Origin of the sequence: Haloarcula pellucida (assembly GCF_014647235.1) — an archaeon.
Taxonomy (GTDB): domain Archaea; phylum Halobacteriota; class Halobacteria; order Halobacteriales; family Haloarculaceae; genus Haloarcula; species Haloarcula pellucida.
Genome location: NZ_BMOU01000001.1, coordinates 736,132 through 755,193 on the forward strand (window position 1 = coordinate 736,132; position 19,062 = coordinate 755,193).

20 protein-coding genes are annotated in these 19,062 nt (G+C 65.3%); 17 read left to right on the forward strand and 3 right to left on the reverse strand.

Annotation, left to right across the window (positions count from 1 at the left end; genetic code table 11):
- Positions 1-2 precede the first annotated feature (2 nt).
- From IEY28_RS03900 to aglF, 3 genes are all read left to right on the forward strand, one after another.
- Positions 3-203: a hypothetical protein gene (locus tag IEY28_RS03900; RefSeq protein WP_188994701.1), complete on the forward strand. Its 201-nt coding sequence runs from the start codon at positions 3-5 to the stop codon at positions 201-203.
- A 76-nt stretch (positions 204-279) separates the two neighbouring features.
- The gene (locus IEY28_RS03905; protein WP_188994703.1) at positions 280-1,152 is read left to right on the forward strand and encodes a 3-keto-5-aminohexanoate cleavage protein; all 873 of its coding nucleotides are present in this window, start codon (positions 280-282) and stop codon (positions 1,150-1,152) included.
- A 64-nt stretch (positions 1,153-1,216) separates the two neighbouring features.
- On the forward strand, positions 1,217-1,996 hold the full coding sequence (gene aglF / locus IEY28_RS03910) for a UTP--glucose-1-phosphate uridylyltransferase AglF (protein WP_188994705.1): 780 nt from the start codon (positions 1,217-1,219) through the stop codon (positions 1,994-1,996).
- Between the two features lie 28 nt (positions 1,997-2,024).
- On the opposite strand, the gene IEY28_RS03915 is transcribed toward aglF, so the two are convergent.
- Positions 2,025-2,984 carry a polysaccharide deacetylase family protein gene (locus tag IEY28_RS03915; protein ID WP_188994707.1) on the reverse strand — a complete coding sequence of 320 codons (960 nt, stop codon included), beginning with the start codon at positions 2,982-2,984 and terminating at the stop codon, positions 2,025-2,027.
- A gap of 233 nt (positions 2,985-3,217) precedes the next feature.
- On the opposite strand from IEY28_RS03915, the gene IEY28_RS03920 reads away from it, so the two are divergent.
- The 10 genes from IEY28_RS03920 (at position 3,218) to IEY28_RS03965 (ending at position 13,881) form a co-directional block, all read left to right on the forward strand.
- Positions 3,218-3,799 (forward strand): acyltransferase, encoded by a 582-nt coding sequence (locus IEY28_RS03920; protein ID WP_188994709.1) that lies wholly within the window; start codon positions 3,218-3,220, stop codon positions 3,797-3,799.
- Positions 3,796-4,569, forward strand: coding sequence for a polysaccharide deacetylase family protein (locus tag IEY28_RS03925; protein WP_188994711.1), 774 nt, complete (start codon positions 3,796-3,798; stop codon positions 4,567-4,569). Before IEY28_RS03920 ends, IEY28_RS03925 begins: the two co-directional genes overlap by 4 nt.
- The gene (locus IEY28_RS03930; protein WP_188994713.1) at positions 4,566-5,603 is read left to right on the forward strand and encodes a DUF354 domain-containing protein; all 1,038 of its coding nucleotides are present in this window, start codon (positions 4,566-4,568) and stop codon (positions 5,601-5,603) included. Before IEY28_RS03925 ends, IEY28_RS03930 begins: the two co-directional genes overlap by 4 nt.
- A complete protein-coding gene (locus IEY28_RS03935) occupies positions 5,600-6,493 on the forward strand; it encodes a polysaccharide deacetylase family protein (protein ID WP_188994715.1) in 894 nt (297 codons plus the stop codon). The genes IEY28_RS03930 and IEY28_RS03935 overlap by 4 nt, the downstream gene beginning before the upstream one ends.
- Before the next feature lie 34 nt (positions 6,494-6,527).
- Positions 6,528-7,532, forward strand: coding sequence for a GNAT family N-acetyltransferase (locus tag IEY28_RS03940; RefSeq protein WP_188994717.1), 1,005 nt, complete (start codon positions 6,528-6,530; stop codon positions 7,530-7,532).
- A 5-nt stretch (positions 7,533-7,537) separates the two neighbouring features.
- Complete coding sequence (locus IEY28_RS03945; protein ID WP_188995693.1) at positions 7,538-8,479, forward strand: glycosyltransferase family 4 protein; 942 nt, start codon at positions 7,538-7,540, stop codon at positions 8,477-8,479.
- 81 nt (positions 8,480-8,560) lie between these two features.
- On the forward strand, positions 8,561-10,390 hold the full coding sequence (locus IEY28_RS03950; protein WP_188994719.1) for a hypothetical protein: 1,830 nt from the start codon (positions 8,561-8,563) through the stop codon (positions 10,388-10,390).
- Positions 10,387-11,856, forward strand: a complete 1,470-nt coding sequence (locus tag IEY28_RS03955; RefSeq protein ID WP_188994721.1) for a flippase — start codon at positions 10,387-10,389, stop codon at positions 11,854-11,856. Before IEY28_RS03950 ends, IEY28_RS03955 begins: the two co-directional genes overlap by 4 nt.
- Before the next feature lie 43 nt (positions 11,857-11,899).
- Positions 11,900-12,754, forward strand: a complete 855-nt coding sequence (locus tag IEY28_RS03960; RefSeq protein WP_188994723.1) for a methionyl-tRNA formyltransferase — start codon at positions 11,900-11,902, stop codon at positions 12,752-12,754.
- A gap of 356 nt (positions 12,755-13,110) precedes the next feature.
- Positions 13,111-13,881, forward strand: a complete 771-nt coding sequence (locus tag IEY28_RS03965; protein WP_188994725.1) for a malectin domain-containing carbohydrate-binding protein — start codon at positions 13,111-13,113, stop codon at positions 13,879-13,881.
- 136 nt (positions 13,882-14,017) lie between these two features.
- Here the strand turns inward: IEY28_RS03965 and IEY28_RS03970 are convergent, their stop codons facing one another.
- Together IEY28_RS03970 and IEY28_RS03975 are read right to left on the reverse strand one after the other, a co-directional pair.
- A complete protein-coding gene (locus IEY28_RS03970) occupies positions 14,018-15,022 on the reverse strand; it encodes a Gfo/Idh/MocA family protein (RefSeq protein ID WP_188994726.1) in 1,005 nt (334 codons plus the stop codon).
- Entirely contained in the window at positions 15,019-16,119 is a 1,101-nt protein-coding gene (locus tag IEY28_RS03975; RefSeq protein WP_188994728.1) for a DegT/DnrJ/EryC1/StrS family aminotransferase, read from the reverse strand. Before IEY28_RS03975 ends, IEY28_RS03970 begins: the two co-directional genes overlap by 4 nt.
- A 171-nt stretch (positions 16,120-16,290) precedes the next feature.
- Between IEY28_RS03975 and IEY28_RS03980 the strand changes: the two genes are divergently transcribed.
- The 4 genes from IEY28_RS03980 to IEY28_RS03995 all read left to right on the forward strand — a co-directional run bounded on the left by IEY28_RS03980 (position 16,291) and on the right by IEY28_RS03995 (position 19,056).
- A complete protein-coding gene (locus IEY28_RS03980; RefSeq protein WP_188994730.1) occupies positions 16,291-17,217 on the forward strand; it encodes an NAD-dependent epimerase/dehydratase family protein in 927 nt (308 codons plus the stop codon).
- Between the two features lie 75 nt (positions 17,218-17,292).
- Entirely contained in the window at positions 17,293-18,507 is a 1,215-nt protein-coding gene (locus tag IEY28_RS03985) for a carboxylate--amine ligase (protein WP_188994732.1), read from the forward strand.
- Between the two features lie 62 nt (positions 18,508-18,569).
- Positions 18,570-18,830 (forward strand): HalOD1 output domain-containing protein, encoded by a 261-nt coding sequence (locus IEY28_RS03990; protein WP_188994734.1) that lies wholly within the window; start codon positions 18,570-18,572, stop codon positions 18,828-18,830.
- A gap of 82 nt (positions 18,831-18,912) precedes the next feature.
- Complete coding sequence (locus tag IEY28_RS03995) at positions 18,913-19,056, forward strand: hypothetical protein (RefSeq protein WP_188994736.1); 144 nt, start codon at positions 18,913-18,915, stop codon at positions 19,054-19,056.
- Positions 19,057-19,062 lie beyond the last annotated feature (6 nt).

Sequence of the window (19,062 nt, forward strand, 5' to 3'; positions counted from 1 at the left end):
TCATGTTCTCGAACAACGAGTGGGACGACGTCCCCGACGATCCCGACCCCCACGAGAACTTAGACTACGAGATGGAGGAACTCACCGTCATCCAGTCGGAGACCGACGAGAAGTACGTCTTCCTGCCCGCAGAGGAGTCCCATCTGCTGGAGGACGCGTTCATCGTCGCAAGCGCCGACGCCCTCGTGGAGTTGCGCGAATGAGGCCGAATTAAAGAACTCCATAACTATCCACCGGAAGGTGGTGTGCTCACACACACCACTATAGGTGTGGGTGACGATGACATACGACGACTACATTCGCGGCCACGAGACGATACTCGGTGTCGCGCCGACGGGCTACCGGTATTCGACAGACGTGAACGACTCGCTTCCAGTGACCCCCGAGGACGTCGCAGAACAGGTGTACGAATCCGCCTCGTTCGGCGCGACGCTGGCCCACCTCCACGGGCGTGGCGCAGACGGCGACCCGGCCCCGTCACGGCTGCCGGCGTTTGGCTCGGCGGTCAGAGACCTCTGTCAGGACGACGTGCTCGTCGAGTACGCCGTCGAACCGGCGTGTTCGGCGGGCGACTTCCTCACAATCATAGACGAGGGACCGGCGCCGGATTTGGCGTCCGTCCGAGTCGGTCCGGCGCAGTACGGCTACCGCGACGGCTCCGAGACGTCCCGTCGTGACGTCGACAGACTCGTCGAGGAACTGGTGAAACGCGACATCCGACCGAATCTGCTGGTGACCAACGGCCGCGACCTGCAGGAGGTCTTCCGACTGCTTGAGCAGTCCGCCCTCGACGACCCACCGGTCCTGACGCTGTTGTTCGGAGCGGGGGACGGGACCGTCGCGACGCCGATGACCGTCGTCTCGCTGCTGGATGCGGCCCCCGAGCGGGCGACGTGCCTCGTGCGGGCGACCGGCCCGAACCAGTATCCGCTGACGGCCATGGCGTTCTTCCTCGGGGCCCACCCCGTCGTCGGGATGGAGGACAACCTCTTTGTCGCCCCGGAGACGCCGGTCGAGCGCAACGCCCAACTCGTCAGACAGGCCGCCGAACGGGCACGGTACTCGCTCCGCGACGTCGCCACCCCGTCGGCGGCCCGCCGACTGCTCGGACTCTCTAGCCTCGAGACGGAAGACAACGACATCGAGGTCTGAAAACGCCGCTTACCGAGCGAAGGCGCACCATACCTTTCTCTCGGGACCCCGCCTCACCGGTACGATGGACGCTGTGATACTGGCCGCCGGTCAGGGAACGCGGCTCCGCCCGCTCACCGAGGACAAACCGAAGGGGATGGTCGAAGTCGCGGGCAAGCCCATCCTCACACACTGCTTCGAACAGGTACTGGCCCTCGGTGCCGAGGAACTGTACGTCGTGGTCGGCTACAAGAAACAGGCCATCATCGATTACTACGAAGACGAGTTCGAGGGCGTGCCAATCACGTACACCCACCAGCGCGAACAGAACGGCCTCGCGAGGGCCCTCCTCACGGTCGAGGAACACGTCGACGACGACTTCATGCTGCTGCTGGGGGACAACATCTTCGAGGCCAACCTCTGTGACGTGATAACACGCCAGCGCGAGGAGCGGGCCGACGCGGCCTTCCTCGTCGAGGAGGTGCCGTGGGAAGAAGCCAGCAGGTACGGCGTCTGTGACACCAACAAGTACGGCGAGATAACCGAGGTCGTCGAGAAACCCGAGGACCCACCCTCTAACCTCGTCATGACCGGCTTCTACACCTTTACCCCGGCTATCTTCCACGCCTGTCACCTCGTCCAGCCCTCGAACCGCGGCGAGTACGAGATCAGCGACGCCATCGACCTCCTGCTTCACTCCGGCCGGACCATCGACGCCATCCGCATGGACGGCTGGCGCGTCGACGTGGGGTATCCCGAGGACCGCGACGCGGCCGAACAGCGGTTACAGGAGGACGCGGTCCCCGCAGAAGGGGGGTCGGCAGACGATGACTCGGCGTCGGTCGCACAGTCCGGGAGCGAGTGAGCCGTCGCAACGTCGCGTATGCGGTGTACTACGACGTGTGGCCGTCGGCGATAGGCGGCGATTCGGCCCGTAACGTCCGCCGCGCGACGTCGGACATCGTCTCGACAGTGAGGTCGTCGGACGCACGCGTTCGGTCGAGGTAATCGAGTATCGCACGGAGACGGACGACGTCGCTCTCCCCGGTGACGTTGTTCGGGTGCAACCAGAGGTGACAGACGCCATCTTTTCTCGCCGCGGCGTCGATACCGAGGCGAGCCTGCTTGACGACCGGGTCGCCGACCGTCGCGGAGAACACCTGTCGTGCGACCCCCTCGAACTCGAAGAGGTACATCGACGCCGGGACGTTCACGAGGCCGTACTCGTCGACAGTCGGGGTCACGAGCGGCGGCGGGTCCTCGACCACCGTCGCCCGCGCCAGCTTTCGAGCGGCGCCGACGACGGGTCCGTCGACGCCGGGCGAGGGTGCCGTCCCACGATAGGCGGTGAATCCGGCGTTCGCGAGGGCGTCCCGATGGCCGACTCGGTTGCGCGGGAACACGAAGGAGTGGAGCGAGACGCCGGCGGCCTCGGCGGCCTCGACGGCCCGCCGACACTCCGCGTCGGCGAGTTCCGGCGTCGCGTAGTCGGCGCCGAACAGCACGTGCGAGTAGGTGTGACACCCCACCTCGTGGGCGACCGGTCCCTCGACGAGCAGGCGAATCAGGTCCGGCGCGAAACGGAATTCTTCGGGCATCGGGTCCGGGTCACGCTCGTGTGCGAACCACCCCGGCGGCGAGGGGTGACCGACGTGGGCCCCGTTACACGACTCCTCGAACAGGTGGCCGACGACGGCCCACGTCGCCGGGACGTCGAACTCCTCGAACAGGTCGACGAGGCGCTGCCAGCCCCAGCGTGCCCGCTCGATACGTGCTATCGGACGGTCCTCGGCCGGATAGTCGTGGAAGCCCCAACCGAGTTCCGCATCGACGGAGACGACGACAGTTCCCATTTGTTCCCGAGTGGCGGTCACCCACCTTGGTTATGCGACGGTGACGGGCCGGTAAGCCGTCTGTAGCGTCAGGTTACGACACGTCGACGGCGGCCAATAGCGGCTATCGGATTCACAGGACGCCCATAACAAAGCCCGGAACTGGCGGAAATCTCCGACAGAGCGTAGATGACCGGGTCCCACAGCGTCGACCGATTCGAGACGTACCGACAGCCCTCACGGAGGCCGATTCCATGAGTAAGTGTCAACTCGGGAATGGGTGCCGCATCGCCGAGTCGGCACACATCCTGCCGCCGGAGGGTGAGCAGACCCCTGTCAGCATCGGCGACGACGGCGTCGTCCGCTCCGGGTCGGTGATATACCCCGACGTCGTCATCGGTGACGGGTTACAGACGGGACACAACGCCGTCATCCGCGAGGAGACGACGCTCGGCCACGACGTGGTCGTCGGGACGCAGACGGTCATCGACGGGCAGACAGACGTCGGTGACGAAGTGAGCATGCAGACCGGCGTCTACGTCCCGCCGAAGACGGTCGTCGGCGACCGGGTGTTCCTCGGCCCGCGAGCGACGCTGACGAACGACCCGTATCCCCTCCGAATGGGCGTCGACCTCGTCGGCCCGACTCTCGAAGACGACGTCTCTATCGGCGCGAACGCGACGCTCCTGCCCGGCGTCACCGTCGGCGAGCGCTCGTTCGTCGCGGCCGGTGCCGTCGTCACCGACGACGTGCCGCCCCGGACGCTGGCGGTCGGTTCGCCGGCGAAACATCGCCCGCTACCCGAGCACCTCGACGCCGCGAACGCCTACCGATGACGCGTGACTTCACCGACGATGCCTACGCGGAGTTGCTAGACACCGGTATCGAGGCCGGATACGACTTCCTGACGGTCAGGGAGTACATTCTGCGCGAGGACTTGCCAGAGCGGTTCCTGCTTCTCCGCCACGACGTGGACCGCAAGCCCGAGAACTCGGTCCGGTTCGCACGCATCGAGGCCGAACGGGACGTTTCGAGTACGTACTACGTCCGCACCATCGAGAAGGTGTTCGACCCCGAGATACTCGACCGTCTGGAAGCGCTCGGCCACGAAGTGGGCTACCACTACGAGGACTTAGACCGCGCCGACGGCGACGTCGAGGCCGCCAGAGCGTCCTTCGCCGACCACCTCGCTCGCCTGCGCGAACACGTCACCGTCGACACCGTCTGTATGCACGGCAACCCGCTGACGGCCCACGACAACCGAGACATGTGGGACGACCCGGCGGACCTCGAACCGTACGGCATCGTCGGAGAGGCGTACCTCTCGATGGACTTCACCGACGTGACCTACTTCTCGGACACTGGGCGGACGTGGCGCGACGGCGCGCTCAAGATAAAGGACCACACGATGGGCGAAGGTAAGAAACACGTCAGCGCCGACTCGACGGCGGACCTCCAGACGCTCCTTCGGAATCGTCGGGTCGACCGGGCGTGTCTGTTGACACACCCCAACCGATGGGCCGACTCGACGCCGGAACTGGTCGCAGAGGCAGCAAAAGACGCCGTCACCAACGTCGGAAAACGGGGGCTGACGCTGCTGCGATGAACGTCCACTTCGAGGTTGGTCACCCGGCCCACGTCCACCTGTTCAAGCACGCCATCTGGGAACTGGAAGCGAGGGGCCACGAGACGTACGTCACCGCCCGCGAGAAGGAGGTGACGACGGACCTGCTGGACGCATACGACATCGACTATCGGGTGCTCTCGACGCAGGCGGACTCGACGCCGCGACTCATTCTGGAGTGGGCGCTCCGGGAACTGAAACTGATTCGGGCCATCCGCGCGTTCGGCTCTGACGTCGTCGTAAGCCATCTCAGCCCCGTCGCCGCGCAGGCGGCCCGACTGACCGGAACCCCGAGTGTCACGTTCACCGACGACGAGGTGGAGACGCGTTCGCTCCGACGGTTCACGGTCCCGTTCACGTCGCGTATCTGCACGCCAGCGTGTTTCGAGATGGACCTCGGGGAGAAACACCGCCGCTACGACGGCTACCACGAACTCGCTTACCTCCATCCGGACCGCTTCGATCCGGACCCGTCGAGCCTGCGTGACCACGGCGTCGCCGTCGACGAACCGTACTACGTCCTCCGGTTCGTTTCGTGGGCGGCCCATCACGACGTGGGTCGTTCGGGCTTCAGCCGCGAGGCCAAACGCGACCTCGTGGACTACCTCTCTGAGCGCGGGAGGGTGTACATCACCAGCGAGTCCGAACTCCCGCCCTACTTCGAGGCGTACCGACTCCCGGTCCCGCCGGAGGACATCCACGACCTGCTGTACTACGCCGACGGCTACGTCGGGGACTCCCAGACGATGGCGCTCGAAGCCGGGTTGCTGGGAACGCCCGCGGTCCGGTCGAACTCGTTTGTCGGCGACGACGACATCTCGATGTTCAAGGAACTGGACGAGCGCGGCCTCATCGTCAACGTGGCCGACGAACGAGCGGCGGTGGCTCGCGTGAAAGACATCGCCGAGAACCCGGAGTCCGCGGCACAGTGGGACCTGCGCCGGGAACGACTGCTCGCAGACCGCGTCGACGTCACCGACGTCGTCGTCGAGGAGACGCTGGAAGCGGGCCGATGAGCGTCCAACGTGAACGAACCGAGTGGGTGCCCGACGGTCACGAGTTCGCGCTCTGTCTCACGCACGACATCGACCGGCCGTACAAGACCTACCAGTCCCTATTCTACGCACTCACGCGGCGTGATCCGAGTCACCTGCTCGATATCGCTCCCAGCAGGACCCCGTACTGGACGTTCGACGACCTCCTCGACTTCGAGCGAGAACAGGGAGTCAGGTCGGCGTTCTACGTCTTAGACGAGCAGTCGCTCTTTACCGACCGGTCGCCGCGCGAGTGGCTGACGATGACGGGCTGGCAACTGTACGCCGGCCGGTACGACATCGAGGACGAGCGAATACGGGACCTCCTCGAAACCCTGCGGTCGGGCGGGTGGGAGGTCGGCCTCCACGGCTCCTACGAATCCGTCGACGACCGAGAGCGCCTCCGCTCGGAGAAGGCACACCTCGAATCGGTGCTGGGCGAACCGGTCCTCGGCGGCCGGCAGCACTACCTCCGTCTGGAGCGCCCCGAGACGTGGGAACACTACCGGGCCATCGGTCTGCAGTACGATGCGACGCTCGGGAGCCCCACCGAGTACGGATTCACCGACGGTTACCGGCCGTTCCGGCCGTTCGACGACGATTTCGTGGTGTTCCCGCTGACGGTGATGGAGGCCGCACTCCCCGACCCGGCGGCGTCGTTCGACCGGGCCTGGGCCGCTTGTGCGGCCTTACTCGACGAGGCTGAAGCGAACGGCGCGGTGATGACGGTGCTGTGGCACCCGCGATACTTCAGCCGCGATCACCCGGGGTATGGACGCCTCTACCGTCGGTTAGTGCGGGCCGCACTCGACCGCGGTGCGTGGGTCGGCGCACCCGGCGAACTGTACACTGCGTGCGTAGGAACTAGATAACCAATACCGTCGACAGGTGACTCAGGAGCGCAAGATGCGAGTCGAACGACTGACACTCCCAGAGTGGGGGGACGCACTTCCGTCGAGCGGGTACGAGGTCTTCCATCTCCCAGCGGCGCTGTCGGCTATCGAGACACACGCCGACGGAACCCTCATCCTCTTCGGCGGGTTCAAAGGGCAGGAGCCCGTCGGCCTGCTTCCTATCGTCGAGACGCGTCGGACCGTCGGCCGGACGCTCATGTCCCCGCCGCCCGGCATGAACATCCCGCGACTGGGCCCCATCGTGATGCCGACCAGCCCGAAACAGCGCAAGCGCGAGCGGGTCAACAAACAGTTCGTCGAGGCGGTTCTCGACGACCTCGGCGCGACGAGCGCACTGTCGCTCGTTCGCCTGCTGACACCCCGGCAGTACGGCGACCCTCGCCCCTTCCAGTGGGCCGACTTCGACCTGTCGACGCAGTTCACGTACGTCGTCGACCTCGCCGATACGGACCCCGACAGCGTCCTCGAATCGTTCAGCAAGAGCCTCCGTCGGGACATCCGGCGAGGGCGAGAGAGCGACGTCACCGTCTCGGTCGAGGGCCTCGGCGCCACGAGAGAGGTGTTCGAGACGACCCGGAAGCGGTACGTCGACCAGAACCGCGGCTTCCCCCTCACGTGGGCCTACGTCCGTGACCTCGTCACCGGCCTCGACGACCGGGCGCGGGCCTACGTCGCCCGGGACGACGAGGGTTCCTTCATCTCCGGCGTGACGGTCCTGTACGGGCCCGACGCGGCGTACTTCTGGCAGGGGGGTGCGCGGGCCGACCACGACGGCATCAGCGTCAACAGCCTCGTCCACTGGCGGGTCATCGAGGACGTCCTCACCGACCCGGCCTTCGAGGACGTCACGGCGTATGACCTGATGGGGGCGAACACGAGACGGCTCTGTGACTACAAGGGCAAGTTCGCCGGCGAACTGGTCCCGTACTACGCTATCGAGACGGACAGTGCGGCGATGAACATCGCGAAGTCGGCCTTCACGGCGGTGACACGGTGACCGAGATTCGGGTGCTCAACCTCGTCACGAACGAGGACGCCCAGTTCTTCCGGGCACAGGTCCAGGAGCTAGAGCGACGGGGGATCGACCTGACGACGCTCTCGGTCCCCGGCCGGAATCGCTCGGAGTCTATCGACGCCAACGAGGACGGGAAACGCTCCGTCCTCGACTACGCGAAGTTCTATCCCTCGGTACTCGCACACTCGCTGGACGACTACGACCTCATCCACGCCAACTACGGCCTCACCGCGCCGATGGCCGTCGCCCAACCGAAGCTCCCGGTCGTCCTCTCGCTGTGGGGGTCTGACCTCATGGGCAAGTACGGCCCGGTCACCCAGCGGTTCGCTCGCTTCTGTGACGAGGTCATCGTCATGTCCGAGGGGATGGCAGAGATATACGAGGGGGAGTGTCTGGTCATCCCACACGGCGTCGACCTCTCCGTCTTCCGATCCATGGACCAGTCGACTGCACGGGAGGAACTCGGCTGGCCGCAGGACGAACGCATCGTCCTCTTTCCGTACCCACCAAAGCGGGACGTGAAGAACTACCCGCGCGCCGAACGCATCGTCGACGGCGCCCGGGACCGCATCGGCGTCGACGTGTCGCTCCGGACGGCGACCGGTGTCCCGCACCACCGGATGCCCTACTACCTCAACGCTGCCGACGCGATGATCATGACCTCGCGCCGTGAGGGGTCGCCGAACACGGTCAAGGAAGCGATGGCCTGCAACCTTCCCGTCGTCTCGACGGACGTCGGCGACGTCCGCACCCGCCTCGACCCGGTCGAGCCGAGTGCGGTCAGCGACGACGACGCGGCGTTGACCGCCGCGCTCGCGGAGATCCTCGACCGGCGCGAGCGCTCGAACGGCCGCGAGTACGCCGACGCTATCGCGTTGGAACGGATGGGCGAGCGCATCGTCGCCGTCTACGAAGACGTGACAGAATAATGAACAGAAATACGACCATACCGCCCACAGAGAGACCATAACAATGGCAAAACACTCCGGAGCAGGTTCCAGATAGCCGTCATGTCCTCGAAACGACGCCGTCACGTCGCCGCTCTCCTCGTCGGGTATATCGCCTTCACCGTCGGCGTCTCCGTGGCCGCGGGCGCCGTACCGACCGGCTACGAGATATCCATCTACAGCGCGACGCCCACGACGTTCTGGGTCGGTGTCGTCGTCGCCTTCGTCACCGCCGTCCTCGTCAGTCTGAACGCACCAGTCGCGACGGCGCGCCACCGGCTCGCGCTCCTCCTCGGGACGCTCGTCGGCCTCTCCGCGGCGATGCTACCGATGATTCGCGACTACTACTACTACGGCGTCGGGGACGCCCTCAGCTACCTCGGCTGGACCCGGATGATCGCCGAGGGGTCGCTGAACCCCGTGAACTTCCTCTATCCGGGCATCCACAGCACGGCCGTCACGCTGACGAGCGTCTCCGGACTGCCGCCGCGCCGGTCGCTCCAGTTGGTGGTCCTCTTTTTCGTCGGCCTGTACGTCCTCTTCACCGCGCTGTGCGTCGCCCGCATCGCGGCCCGCTCGAACGCCGTCGCCGTCGGGACGTTCTTCGCACTGCTCTTTCTCCCCATCAACAACATCCACACCTACATCTTCCCGTACCCGACGAGCGAGGCCATCTTCTTCACGCCCTTCGCCCTGTACGTCCTCCTCCGCTACCTCGGTGATAGGGAGTCGCTGCTGACCGTCCGCGGGGTACGCGTCGTGACCCCGTTGGGAGTGATTCTGACGCTCGTCGGCATCGCGGCCATCCTCGTCCACCCACAAGCCGGGTCGAACGTCCTGTTCGCCATCGTCGCCGGGTTAGGCCTCCAGGTACTCGCACAGCTATACGGCCACTTCCGGTTCGAGGAGCGCATCACCGGCCATCGCTCGCTGGCGCCGCAAGCCGTCGTCGTCGGTCTGTTCTTCGCGCTGTGGACGCCTCGGTTCGAGCGTGCGACGGGGACGATGGGAACCGTCGTCAACGGCCTGCTGTACGGGGCGAACCCAGCCGACGAGATCTCCCAGTCCAGTAGTTCCCTCTCGGCCATCGGAAGCAGCATCGGCGTCCTGTTCGCCAAAGTGTTCCTCGTCAGCACTGTCCTCTCGATAGTCGCCGGCCTCGTGATGCTCGCGGCGATGTCGGACCGACTGGACGACCAATATCCCGACCGCAACGTGCTGTTGCGCTACCTCACCTTCGGGTTCGTACCGGTGTTCACCCTCTTTGGCATCTTCTTCATCACGAGCGTCACCCGTCAACCGTTCCGCTATCTCGGATTCATGATGGTGTTCGTCACCATCCTCGCCGCGGTAGCCGTCGCCGACGGTATCCCGTTCGGACTGGACTTCTCGACGGAGAACTGGCGGGCCGCCGTCGCCGTCGTCGTCGTCCTCATGGTGGTGCCACAGGCGATGACTCTCCACCAGTCCCCGCACATGTACAAGGACTCGGACCACGTCCCGGAGACGTACTACGAGGGGCACGTCACTACCTTCGAGAACCGCGACCCGTCGGTGTGGTTCGCGGGGCCGCGCGGCGGCCCGCGCCGGTTCGTCGACGCCTACTACGGGACGACCTACTCCGACTACACGCCGACCGGCGAGCACTTCCCCGGGAAAGAGGAGAAGATACCCTTCGCGGTGTTCGGCAACAACGAGTCGACGCACTACTCCCACTGCCGGTACGTGCCGCTGACCACCAGGGACTACAAGAAGGAGATCGGGCTGTACGAGGGCTTCCGATACTCCGCCGAGGCGTTCCGGTCGTTCCGGCAGAACCCCGACGTCTACCGAGTCCAGTCGAACGGCGACTACCGACTCTACTTCGTCCGGGGTGAGGACTGTCTCCGATGACGCTCCGGGAGCGCATCGCCAAGGGGTTCAAAGCGACGCTGCTCTCTCGGGTCGTCCACGCCGTCGCCAACGGGGCGCTCCTCCTCGTCTTCACGCGGTACCTGCTCGACCCCGAGCAGTACGGACTGCTGTACTTCGCCGTCTCGGTGGTCGGCGTGGCCGAACTGTTCGGCACGCTGGGCCTCACGAAGGCGACGGCCCGCTACGTCAACGAGTACCTAGAGAAAGACGACACGCAGGTCCGCCACATCATGCGGTGGTCGTTCTACGGCGTCCTCGCGATGGCCTTCGGCGTCTCCGCGGCCATCTCCCTCGCCAGTGGCCCCCTCGCGTCCCTGCTCGGTCGACCCGAGGTAGCGCCCGTCCTGACCGTCGGCGGCCTCTACGTCGCCGGTCGGTCGTTCATCAGCTACGAGCGGTCCGTGTTTCAGGCCTTTAACGCCGTCACGTACAGCGCCGTCCTCACCGCGACCAACAGCGTCGTCCGACTATGTGCGGCGGTGGCGCTAGTCGTCCTCGGCTACGGCGTCGTCGGCGCGATGGCGGGCTACGTCCTCGGGTTCGGCCTGACGGCCGCGTTGGGCCTCGTTCTCTTGTACGTGCGCTTTTACCGTCATCTGCCGAGGACCGGCGCCGCCGAGACCGGCCTCCGGCGTCGACTGCTCCGGTACAGCGTCCCGACGGCGGCCACCCGAGCGAGCGTCGTCCTCGACAGCAAGATAGACACCGTCCTCGTGGGGATGTTGGCGACGCCGGTGGCCGTGGCGTTCTACACGCTCGCCCGACAGGTCGCCGACCTCTGTATCGTCCCCGCACAGTCGCTGGGGTACGCCGTCACGCCGACGCTGGGCGAGCAGTCCGCCGCAGAGAACCGCGACCGGGCGGCGAACATCTACGAGCAGTCGCTGCGGAACATCCTCCTGCTGTACGTCCCGGGCGCCGCCGGTCTCTTCGTCGTCGCCGAACCGATGGTCCGCTTCGTCGTCGGGCCGGACTACCTCGGTGCGGTCCCGCTGATTCAACTGTACGGCGTCTTCGTCATCATGCGCGCGATAGAGAAAATTACCGCGAACACGCTCGACTACCTCGGCCTCGCCCGCGTGCGGGCCGTGGCTCGCGGGACCAGCGCCGTCGGTAACGTCGCCCTGAACCTCGCGCTCATCCCGTCGCTGGGGGCGCTGGGGGCAGGTATCGCGACGGTTATCACGTACTCGGGCTACGGGATGGTCAACATCTACTACCTCCATCAGGAACTCCCGTTCGACGCGGTGGCCGTCGTGAACCACCTCGCCCGCGTCACCGCCATCGCCGTCGTGATGGGCGGCGTCGTCTACACCGTGATGCCGTATGTCACGGGACTGTTCACGCTCGTCGGCGCTATCGTCCTCGGCGGGACCATCTGGACCGCGCTCTCGGTCGCCAGCGGTCTGCTCGAACCGCGCGCCGTCCTGTCGTTCATGAGCTAACAGGCACTCTATAACTACGACTGCTGTTGGGCTAGGACGGGCCATGCCTTCGGTCGCGTTCATGGGGAGCCACCCACTCGGCGAACGATGTCTCGAACGACTCACCGGCGACGACGACTTCGACGTGAAACTCGTCGTCACCTACGGCCCCGACGAGGACACGTGGTGGGACGGGTGCCTGTACGACCGGGCCGAGCGCCTCGGACACACAGTGGTCACGCGCGCGGACGAGCGTGACGTCCTCGACTACGACGTCGACTACCTCGTGAGCGTCTACTACCCGAACATCCTCGGCGAGGACCTGCTCGACCACCCGAACGTCGCGCCGCTGAACCTCCATCAGGCGGAACTGCCCCGCTACCGCGGGAGCAACGTCTTCAGCCACGCCATCATGAACGCCCGCGAGGACGACCACTGGAAGTACGGGACGACGTTCCACGTCATGGCGCCGGCGGTCGACGCCGGCGACGTCCTCGCTCGGGACTTCGTCCCCATCCGCGAGACGGACACCGCCCGCACGCTGTACGACCGCGTCACCGAGGCCTCCGTCGCGATGTTCCGTGAACACCTGCCGACGCTCAAAGACGGCGACGTTCGCCGGCTAGCGACGCCGCAGGCGGCCTACGACGGCGAGCGGTACTTCTACACCAAGGAGAGTCTGGACGGCGAGAAACTGATCCCGCCCGAACGGCTGGCCGACGACGACGAGGCGACTCAGTTAGCGGTGTACGACAAGATTCGCGCCCTCGACTTCCCGCCGTTCCAGCCGGCGTATACCGAACTGGGCGGGCACCGCGTCCAGTTGACGGCCGCCTCGTACACGGACATCTTCGACGACGCAGCCGTCCCGGAGTTCGACGTCGAGCGAACCGCGGAGCAACCGCTGGCGCAAGACTGACAGAAGGGAGCTGCCGCATCCCTCGTCCCCGGGTCTACGGCCGATCCGGACCGTTAGATAGCGTGTGTGGTTTCGAGTTCCAAGTCAGCGACATAGCCGTTAGCATCGAGATAATCGTCGAAACAGCACTATAACAAACGGGTGATGGACTGGACTGGTTGTCGTTACACAGGACGTGTAGCGTACAACTCATGACAGAAAAGCGAAAGACGTCTCGCCGTGCAGTCCTCAAGGGGACCGTCGCCGGGGCAATTGGTGTTACTGGTCTTACTGGGACTGCTGCGGCAACACAAAGTAATGGGAAAGGGACCTGTTCGAATCCCGATGGGAGCCAACTCGTAGCGAAATACGAAGCAATGGATACCGACGACGACGGGAAGAACGAACTCGTCTTCGAGAAGACTGATACGGATCTGGACCCGGCGTCGAATTTCTCGTTCCCCACGATTACGCTCGACGAGGACGACGAGATAGAGTCACTCGAGTGGGACTCCTATCCGTACACGATAACGGATATCGTGGTGAAAGCCGGCCCAGACTGCGAGCACACGTCGGTCGGCCAGAAGATGAGCGGTTCGGTCACCCCGTCGAATGGAAAGGCTATCGGTAATATTCGGTTCTGTGCGACCGCGCCAGTAATTCGTCCGCTGTATCAGGCGAACGCGGGCGGCGGCTTCACTGCCTCGAACGGAGACCAGTGGGACCCGCTGACGGACTATCTGGTCGCAGGGGGTAATAACACGTCTTCGCACGGCCAGCCGAGTTCGATAGATAGCTCGGTCCCCAGCGGGACGCCCAGTCAGATATGGGAGACAGAACGCTGGGACCCGGGCTCTGGGGACGAGATGCAATACGAGTTCCCGGTGCCAGAGGGAGAGCAGGCCGAAGTTCGCCTGTACTTTTACGACGGCTATGGCGGAACGAGTTTCGTCGGCGACCGGGTGTTCGACATCAGCGTCGAGGACCAGACCGTCGAAAACTTCGACATTATCGAAGCGTACGGTGACCAAACCGGCGCGATGAAGTCCTTCACGGTCACCAGTGACGGGACCATCGACGTCGACTTCACACACGTCGTCGAGAATCCGCAGATCAACGCCATCGAAATCCTTCCGCTAGAATCGTAGGAGTGGCTTCGCGGCCATCTCGTTTCCGTCGGGTGTTCCCTACGACCCATCCGACTTCTGCGACGCCTACACCAGTGAATGCCCGAGAATCCGGGCCGACTGTCGACGACCCACTCACGAGATTCCACAGCGCCACTCAGAACTGCTTCGCGAGTCCGGGCCGGTCGACCGTGACGACTTCGTTCTTCGCGGCCGAGCGCTCGGCGTGTTCCAGCGTCTCGACGGCGCGGGCCCCGACCTCGCCGCTGGCGGGTGGGTGCTGGCCGCTCTCGCTGGCGTCGACGAACGCCTCTACCTCGGTCTTTAACGGTTCCTCGTCGTCCGTCGTGTGGACGATAGCGCCGTCGTTTCTCGACTTCAGGCCGTCCTCGGGGTCCGAGAACACCTCGGCGTCGAACAGTTCCAGTTTCGTGTTCTCCAGGTAGTCGATGTACGCCGAGCGGTTCGACCCGACGACGACGAGGTCACGCGTCTTATCGAAGACGGGAATCTGCCACGACGAGTTGATGACGCCGGTGACGTTACCGTACCCCAGCGTCAGCGTCGACGTCTCGACGATGTCCTCGCGGACGAACGAGTCGAACCGCCCGTGCACCGTGTCCGGGCGCGCGTCCAGCAGGTAGTCGTAGACGTCGACGTCGTGGACGGCGAGCGAGTACAGCACGCCGGTCGTCTGGCGGGGCACACGGAAGGAGAACCGCCGCGTCTGGAGGTACTTGATGCGGCCGAGCTCGCCGCGGTCGACGCGGCGTTTCAGCGCCCGGAGCGCCGGGTGGTAGCGGAAGATGTGCCCGACGCCCAGCGAGCAGTCGTTGTCCTCGGCCGTCTCGACGAGGTCCCACGCGTCTGCGGCGTTCAACGCGAGCGGTTTCTCGACGAGGAGGTCGATGCCACGCTCCAGCATGTCCGTCCCGATGGCCCGGTGGGTCGTCGAGGGCGTCGCCACCGTCGCGGCGTCGACGTCCATCTCCGCGATATCGGTGACGTAGGGCAGGTCGTAGGAGTCCGCGAGCGACTCGACGCGGCGCTCGTCCTGATCGCAGATGACCACGTCGTCAAGTCGCCCCTCGTCCAGCAGTTCGCGGGCGACCCGGACGTGGTTTTTCCCCCAGTAGCCCGTGCCGACGACGCCGTACCTCATGCGTAGTACCCCCGAATAGCCTCGCAGACGCGGTCGATCTCCTCGTCCGTGATGCGGGGGTGCATCGGAAGCGAGACGATGCGCGTACAGAGCCGTTCCGTCTCGGGGAGGGAGGGAACCTCGGAGAGGTGGTCCCGCATCGCCGGCGTCAGGTGGACCGGCGGGTCGTAGTGGATGCCGGTCTGGACCCCCTCGTCGTCCAGATAGGCCCGAAGACCGTCTCTGTCGGGTACCTGCACGACGAACAGGTGATAGACGTGGGTGGCCTCGTCGCGTTCGACCGGAAGCTGGACGGCGTCGACATCGGCCAGGCGGTCGCGGTAGCGGTTCGCGGCGGCCGCCCGGTCGGCGTTCCAGTCGGCCAGATGTGATAGCTGTTCGAGGCCGGCGGCGGCACTGACCTCGTCCAGTCGATGGTTCAGTCCGACTCGGACGTGGTTGCCGTCTGTGTCGCGGCCGTGGTTGCGTAGCTCCCGGGCCGTCCGAGCCAGACCTTCGTCGTCCGTCACGAGGATGCCGCCGTCGCCGGCCACGGTCATGTTCTTCGACGGGTAGAAACTGAAGCAGGCGGCGTCGCCGAGGCTCCCGACGGGGTCGCCGCAGTAGGTCGCCCCGTGGGCCTGACAGGCGTCCTCGATGACCGTCAGGTCGTGGGCGTCGGCGACGCTCCGGACGGTCTGCATCTCGGCGGGGTGCCCGTAGAGGTGGACGGGGACCACGGCCGCCGGGTCCTCGGCGGCGGCGGCCGTACGCGCGAGGTCTGTCCCGCTCATCGTGTACGTCTCGGGGTCTACGTCGACGAACACCGGGTCGGCGCCGAGTTCGACGACCGGACTGACCGTCGCGAAGAAGGTGTGGCCGGGGACCAGTACCTCGTCGCCCTCGCCGATGCCGGCGCTCTTCATCGCCAGATACAGTGCGGCCGTCCCGCTACTGACGCCGACGGCGTGGTCGACGCCACACGTCTCTGCGAACTGTGCTTCGAGTTCCTCGACTCGCGGGCCTTTGACGTAGCGTCGCGATTCGAGCGTCTCGACGACGCTGTCGACGATGTCGCGGTCGACGTAGACGTCCGTGAACGGGACCTGTTCCGTCATCAGCGACGACTTTCAGAGTGACAGTCATTGTTATACTCACCGTTCGGCGAGCGGCGGTCGGACGCCGACGTGACCGACGCCCGCGTCCCGCCGCGCTGGACCCGTAGGCACACCCAATGCGGGGTTCGCCACCGCATAACTTACGCCGAGTCCACGCACCCATCGGTCGAGATGGCACTGGACTCGCTCAGCGACCGAGCGGTGCTCGTCACGGGCGGTGCGGGGTTCGTCGGGAGCCACCTCGTCGCCGCCCTCGCGCCGACGAACGACGTGACCGTCTTAGACGACTTTTCGACGGGGTCACGCGACTCCCTCCCCGAGGGCGTCACCGTCGTCGAGGGAGACGTCCGGGACGAATCGACCGTCGACGAGGCGATGGCCGGGGCCGACGTGGTGTTCCACGAAGCCGCGATGGTCAGCGTCCCCGAGTCCGTCGAGCGGCCGGTCGCCTGTCACGACCTGAACGGATCGGCGACCGTCGGCGTCCTCGAGTGCGCGCGCCGCCACGACGCCCGTGTCGTACTGGCCTCCAGTGCCGCCGTCTACGGGGACCCCGCCGCTGTCCCCGTCTCGGAGGACGACTCGGTCGACCCCGCCTCGCCGTACGGCTTCGAGAAACGACTCAACGAACAGTACGCCGCCTTCTACGCGGAGACGTACGGCCTGCCGACGGTGCCGCTCCGGTACTTCAACGTCTACGGGCCGCGGGGCCTCGACGGGGAGTACGCCGGCGTCATCGGTACCTTCGTCCGACAGGCACAGGCCGGCGACCCCCTCACGGTCGAAGGCGACGGCGAGCAGACCCGGGACTTCGTCTACGTCGGGGACGTGGTACGTGCGAACCTGCGGGCGGCGACCACCGACACCGTCGGCCGCCCGTTCAACGTCGGGACGGGCGAGAGCGTCACCATCACTCACCTCGCCGAGACGGTGCGGGACGTGGTGGGTGCTACCGTACCGATAGAGCACGTCCCGCCCCGGGAGGGAGACATCGACCGGAGCGAGGCCGCCGTGGCAGACGCTCGCGACCACCTCGGCTTCGAGGCGTCGGTGACCCTCCGCGAGGGACTCTCGCTGACACTCGCCGCCGACGAATGAGACCACCGCTGTGAAAGCCGAGCTTATTCCGGATATTGTGTTGCTTACATTTGTTGGTCGTTCCGTCGAATCGCTATGGAAGAGACAGAGAGACAAAGCGGTTCGGCCGTCGTCGTATCGAACACGTCCGCCGCGTCACTGAGTCTCGTCAGAGCACTCGGTCAGCGAGGAATCAGAACCATAGCTGCATCGGAGCGTCCGTCCCCGCCGACGTTCGCCTCGAAGTACGTCGACGAACGCGTCTCGCTTCCTGACCCCCACACGTCCCTGCACGACTACCGTGACGTGTTGCTGGATGTAGCCGCTCGCCCGTCGGTCAAGACCATCGCACCCGTGCGGGAAGAAGACGTGTTCGTCCTCTCGAAGCACCGGGAGGCGTTCGCAGAACACGTTCGTCCGGTGTGGCCGGACCTCGAGACGCTGACAGTCGCCCACGACAGGGTGGCACTCGTCGAAGCGGCCCGGCGCGCCGGCGTCGACGTCCCAGAGACGTGGCTCCTCGACGAGGTGCGCGACTGGGACCGCCGGCTCATCTCGAAAGCCCGGTACGGACTGGTCACAGACCACTACGTCGATGGGATGCAACCGGACGCGGTTCATCCGACACCGAACACGCAATACATCGAACCGGGCGAGCCCCCCGACGTCGAGGACCTCATCGAGCGGATGGGTCACGTCCCCATCGTACAGGAGTTCGTCCCGGGCACAGAGTACACCGTCCGGGCGCTCTACGACGAGGGCGACTGCGTTCTCACGACACAGAAGGCGCTCCGTCGCGGCTACAAGTACCCGCGCGGGCCGAGCATCTACCACGAGGCCGTCGACATCCCGGACCTCCGGGAGGCGGCGCTGGCGCTGCTCGACGAACTGGAGTGGCACGGACCGGCCTCCGTCGGATTCATCCGCCACGAGGAGACTGGTGCGTTCAAGATGCTCGAAATAAACCCTCGGTTCTGGTCGTCGATGCCCTGTGACCATCACGCAGGCGTCGACTACCCGCTGTACTACTGGCACCTCGCAAACGGCGTGAGCGGGCCGTTCCACCCGCAGTACACCCCGGGAACGGCGTCACACCTCCTGCGTGGCGAAGCGGTCCACCTCCTCAGCGTCGTCACCGAGACGTACCCGTTCGTCCCCAGACCGTCGCTGGGCCGGACGGCGGCGGCGACGCTCTCGTCGCTGGTCACCCAGCCCCACTTCGACGTCCTCGACAGGGACGATCCGGGCCCGTTCGTCCGCGACCTGTGGAACACGGGCCGGTCGTTTCTCCCGAGCCGTGAGCGCGAATAAACAGTTACATAATTTACAAACACGACAAAAATTATAAATAGCGATACTGTGTGCCGTTTCGTATGGAGATATGTGACACAGGGGGTGTCGACGACACCATCGAAATTCGGCCTGAAGAGGACGTCAGTACCGCAGTCGCGCGACAGCTCGCATCGACCATCGGAAAAAACCCGATAGAGATGACACCCATCTCGGAATCTATCGACCCGGATGCACTCGATACGTTGTTCCAGAACGATGACACGGATATAGAGTTCCGTTTCGAACACGAGGGGGCCACCGTCCGCGTCTCCAAGGTGGGCATCACCGTCCAACAGAACTGACCCGGATCCTCCGGGGAAAGTTCCCCTTTCTAGGGCTAACCGATAAATTACGAAGTGTGTGTGCGAGTCAGTAGCATACTGCATGAGTGGTCATCTGACGTCGGACGAGTGGCAACGCATCACGGAGTTCGCACACACCCCGAAACACCGGCGGCGTCCGGAACAGCTACTCCCAAAAGAGGCGATAGCCGACGCTGAGGAGGAGTCGGATTCGACGACCACCTGAGACCCG